The sequence below is a fragment of the Streptomyces sp. NRRL B-24085 genome (assembly GCF_001282115.1).
GTDB lineage: Bacteria > Actinomycetota > Actinomycetes > Streptomycetales > Streptomycetaceae > Streptomyces.
This window is the reverse complement of sequence record NZ_LJBR01000150.1, coordinates 1-3,081: the sequence shown is the minus strand read 5'-3', so window position 1 is coordinate 3,081 and position 3,081 is coordinate 1. Positions and strand designations below refer to the sequence as shown.

General features: G+C 72.5%; 4 protein-coding genes and 1 pseudogene. All 5 read left to right on the top strand.

The genetic code is table 11. From position 1 onward, the window contains the following. A pseudogene (locus AOJ26_RS17995) lies at positions 1 to 261 on the top strand (SMP-30/gluconolactonase/LRE family protein); the annotation flags it as partial. Between the two features lie 167 nt (positions 262 to 428). Further along, the gene (gene crcB / locus AOJ26_RS17990) at positions 429 to 884 is read left to right on the top strand and encodes a fluoride efflux transporter CrcB (RefSeq protein ID WP_053849331.1); all 456 of its coding nucleotides are present in this window, start codon (positions 429 to 431) and stop codon (positions 882 to 884) included. Beyond that, positions 881 to 1,261 (top strand): DUF190 domain-containing protein, encoded by a 381-nt coding sequence (locus AOJ26_RS17985; RefSeq protein ID WP_053849330.1) that lies wholly within the window; start codon positions 881 to 883, stop codon positions 1,259 to 1,261. The genes crcB (AOJ26_RS17990) and AOJ26_RS17985 overlap by 4 nt, the downstream gene beginning before the upstream one ends. Beyond that, entirely contained in the window at positions 1,258 to 1,632 is a 375-nt protein-coding gene (gene crcB, locus AOJ26_RS17980; RefSeq protein WP_053849329.1) for a fluoride efflux transporter CrcB, read from the top strand. The genes AOJ26_RS17985 and crcB (AOJ26_RS17980) overlap by 4 nt, the downstream gene beginning before the upstream one ends. A 73-nt stretch (positions 1,633 to 1,705) precedes the next feature. Continuing rightward, positions 1,706 to 2,542 (top strand): undecaprenyl-diphosphate phosphatase, encoded by an 837-nt coding sequence (locus AOJ26_RS17975; RefSeq protein WP_053849328.1) that lies wholly within the window; start codon positions 1,706 to 1,708, stop codon positions 2,540 to 2,542. Positions 2,543 to 3,081: the final 539 nt, after the last annotated feature.

The window sequence follows — 3,081 nt, the reverse complement described above, 5'->3', positions numbered from 1 at the left end:
CCCCCGCTCGACCTCCTGCACCGCGCCGCCCCTTCCGTCCGCCGAGCCGCCGCCCGCGTCGCCGTGCGCGCCCCCTACCGGCCCACGGGCGGCATCGGTGTCCTCGCCGTCGACGACACCGGTGGGGTCGTCCACCACCTCGCCCGCCGCGGGTCCCGCTTCCGCATGGTCACCAGCGTCTGCGAGGCCTCCGGCCACCTGGTCCTCGGCAGCCTCTGGGAGCGCGGCATCGCGCTGTGCGAGCCGCCCGCCGCGAAGTGACCCCGGCCGCGCCCCGGCGTTACGCTGGTCCCCGGTCGCGATCACCCTCGCGGCACGGCGGTGGGGCCCGCCGTACCCGAACCGCGGCGAAGGCGCCGCCAACGGTCCCTACTTGCGATGGAGCGCGCCCGTGCACCCGGGCCCCGGCGAGTAGGAGAGACACGGCCATGACAGCCCCCCAGAGCGTGCGTGCTCCCGCCGGACCCGCACGTCCGTCCCCGTGGCGCGGCCAGGCGCCCGTGGTCGCCGTGGTCGCGCTCGGCGGCGCCCTGGGCGCGACGGCCCGGTACGCGCTCGCCCTCCACTGGCCCACCCCGCCCGGCGGATTCCCCTGGGCGACCTTCTGGACCAACGTCGTCGGCTGCGCGGTCATCGGGGTGTTCATGGTCGTCATCACCGACGTGTGGGCCGCCCACCGCCTGGTCCGGCCCTTCTTCGGCACCGGGGTCCTGGGCGGCTTCACCACCTTCTCGACCTACGCCGTCGACATCCAGAAGCTCGTCGACCACGGCCGGGCCGGCACGGGCCTGGCCTATCTCGCCGCGACCCTGCTCGCGGCCCTCACCGCGGTGTGGCTGGCGTCCACGGCGGCCCGCCGCGTCCTGAAGCGGAGGCAGCCATGACGAGGCTGACCGGGAGCGCCCTGCGCCTGACCGTCTACATCGGCGAGAACGACACCTGGCACCACAAGCCCCTCTACGCCGAGATCGTGCACCGCGCCCACGCCGCGGGGCTCGCCGGGGCGAGTGTCTTCCGCGGCGTCGAGGGCTTCGGCGCCTCCTCCCTGATCCACACCTCCCGGCTGCTGTCCCTCAGCGAGGACCTGCCGGTGGCCGTCGTCATCGTCGACACGGAGTCACGCGTACGGGAGTTCCTGCCGCAGCTCGACGAACTCGTCACCGAGGGCCTGGTGACCCTCGAGGACTGCGAGGTCATCCGGTACGTCGGCCGCGACGGGAACCAGGACATAGCGGACACGAAGGGTAAGAAGTCGTTGTGAGCTGGCTGCTGGTCGTCATGGGTGCGATGGTCGGCGCCCCGCTGCGCTACCTCACCGACCGCGCGGTGCAGTCCCGGCACGACTCGGTCTTCCCCTGGGGCACCCTCGCCGTCAACGTCACGGGCTGTCTGGTCCTCGGCCTGCTCACCGGCGCCGCGGCCGCGGGGGCGGCCGGGTCCCACCTCCAGCTTCTCCTGGGCACCGGCCTGTGCGGGGCCCTGACGACGTACTCGACCTTCTCCTACGAGACCCTCCGGCTCGCCGGGACCGGGGCACGCCTCTACGCCGTCGCCAACGTGGCCGTCAGTGTGGTGGCCGGACTCGGGGCGGCCTTCGCGGGAGTGGCGCTGGCGCAGGCGGTGTGGACGTAAGCCTCGACGCTTGTCCGCGTGTAGTAAGACTGTGCCCTCCGCACCTGCCATCCCCTGAGAAGAACTGGATCCCATGAGCGTCATCAGCGTCGGTCAGGCCGTCGTCCTCGGAGCCGTCGAGGGAGTGACCGAGTTCCTCCCCGTCTCCTCCACCGGCCATCTGAAGATCGTCGAGGGGCTGATGAACATCCCCGTCGACGACGACGCCGTCGTCGGGTTCTCGGCCGTCATCCAGGTCGGTGCGATCGCCGCCGTGCTCGTGTACTTCTTCAAGGACATCGTGCGGATCGTCTCCGCGTGGGGGAGGGGGCTCGTCCACAAGGAGGAGCGCTACCACCACGACTACAAGTTCGCCTGGTGGGTGATCGCCGCGACCGTCCCGATCGTCGCCGTCGGCCTCGCCGCCAAGCCGCTCATCGAGGGGCCGCTCGCCTCCCTGTGGGTGGTCGCGGGCTCCCTGATCGCGGGCAGCGGTGTGATGTGGGCGGCGGACCAGATGGGCCGGCACAAGCGCGGTGAGGACGACACCTCGTTCAAGGACGCCATGCTGGTCGGCAGCTCGCAGATCCTCGCCCTGCTGTTCCCGGGCTTCTCCCGCTCCGGCGCCACCATGTCCACGGCCCTGATGCTGGACCTCGACCGGGTGGCCGCCACCCGCCTCTCCTTCTTCCTCGGCATCCCCGCCCTCACCGGCGCCGGCATCTACGAGCTCAAGGACGCCCTGGGCGCCGGCGTGGGCGCGGCCCCGCTGGCCGTCGGCACGGCCGTCTCCTTCGTCGTGGCCTACGCCTCCATCGCCTGGCTGCTGAAGTTCGTCGCCAAGCACTCCTTCAACGCCTTCGTGATCTACCGGATCGTCGTGGGCCTGCTGCTCTTCGGCCTGCTGGCCACGGGGACGCTCTCCAGCTGACCGGCACGGCCGGCCGCCACGGGGGGCGTCTCCTGTACCTTGCGCAGGTCCACGCGGGGTCGATGGCGCCTGCCACGCCTCGCCCACTGCCACGGGGGCGGCTGCTGCACCTCGCGAGCTGCCACGGAGGGCGGTCGCGCGGTCGCTGCACCTCGCGAGCTGCCACAGGGAGCGGTCGCTGCACCCCGCGAGCTGCTACGGGGGTGCGGGGCGGCTCCAACGCCATGCGCACCTCCAAGCGGGGTGGGGGGCGGCTGCCATGCCTTGCTCACCACTGTGGGAATGGGAGACGGCTCCGGGATCTCGCGCACCGCACGCTGGGGGCGGGCGATCGCCCGCGTCGCGCACACCGCCACGGGGCTGAGGGACGGTTCCCGTATCTCGCGCCGCAGGCGGGGTGGCGAGGGAGCACCTGCCTCGCGCACACCGCCCCGGGTGCGAAACGTCTCCCACACCCCGCACCCCGCACACCCGCCCCCTTGACAGCACCCTCCCGCCGCCCGGAGTATCACCCCCGTCAACCTGTCAGACAGCCGGAC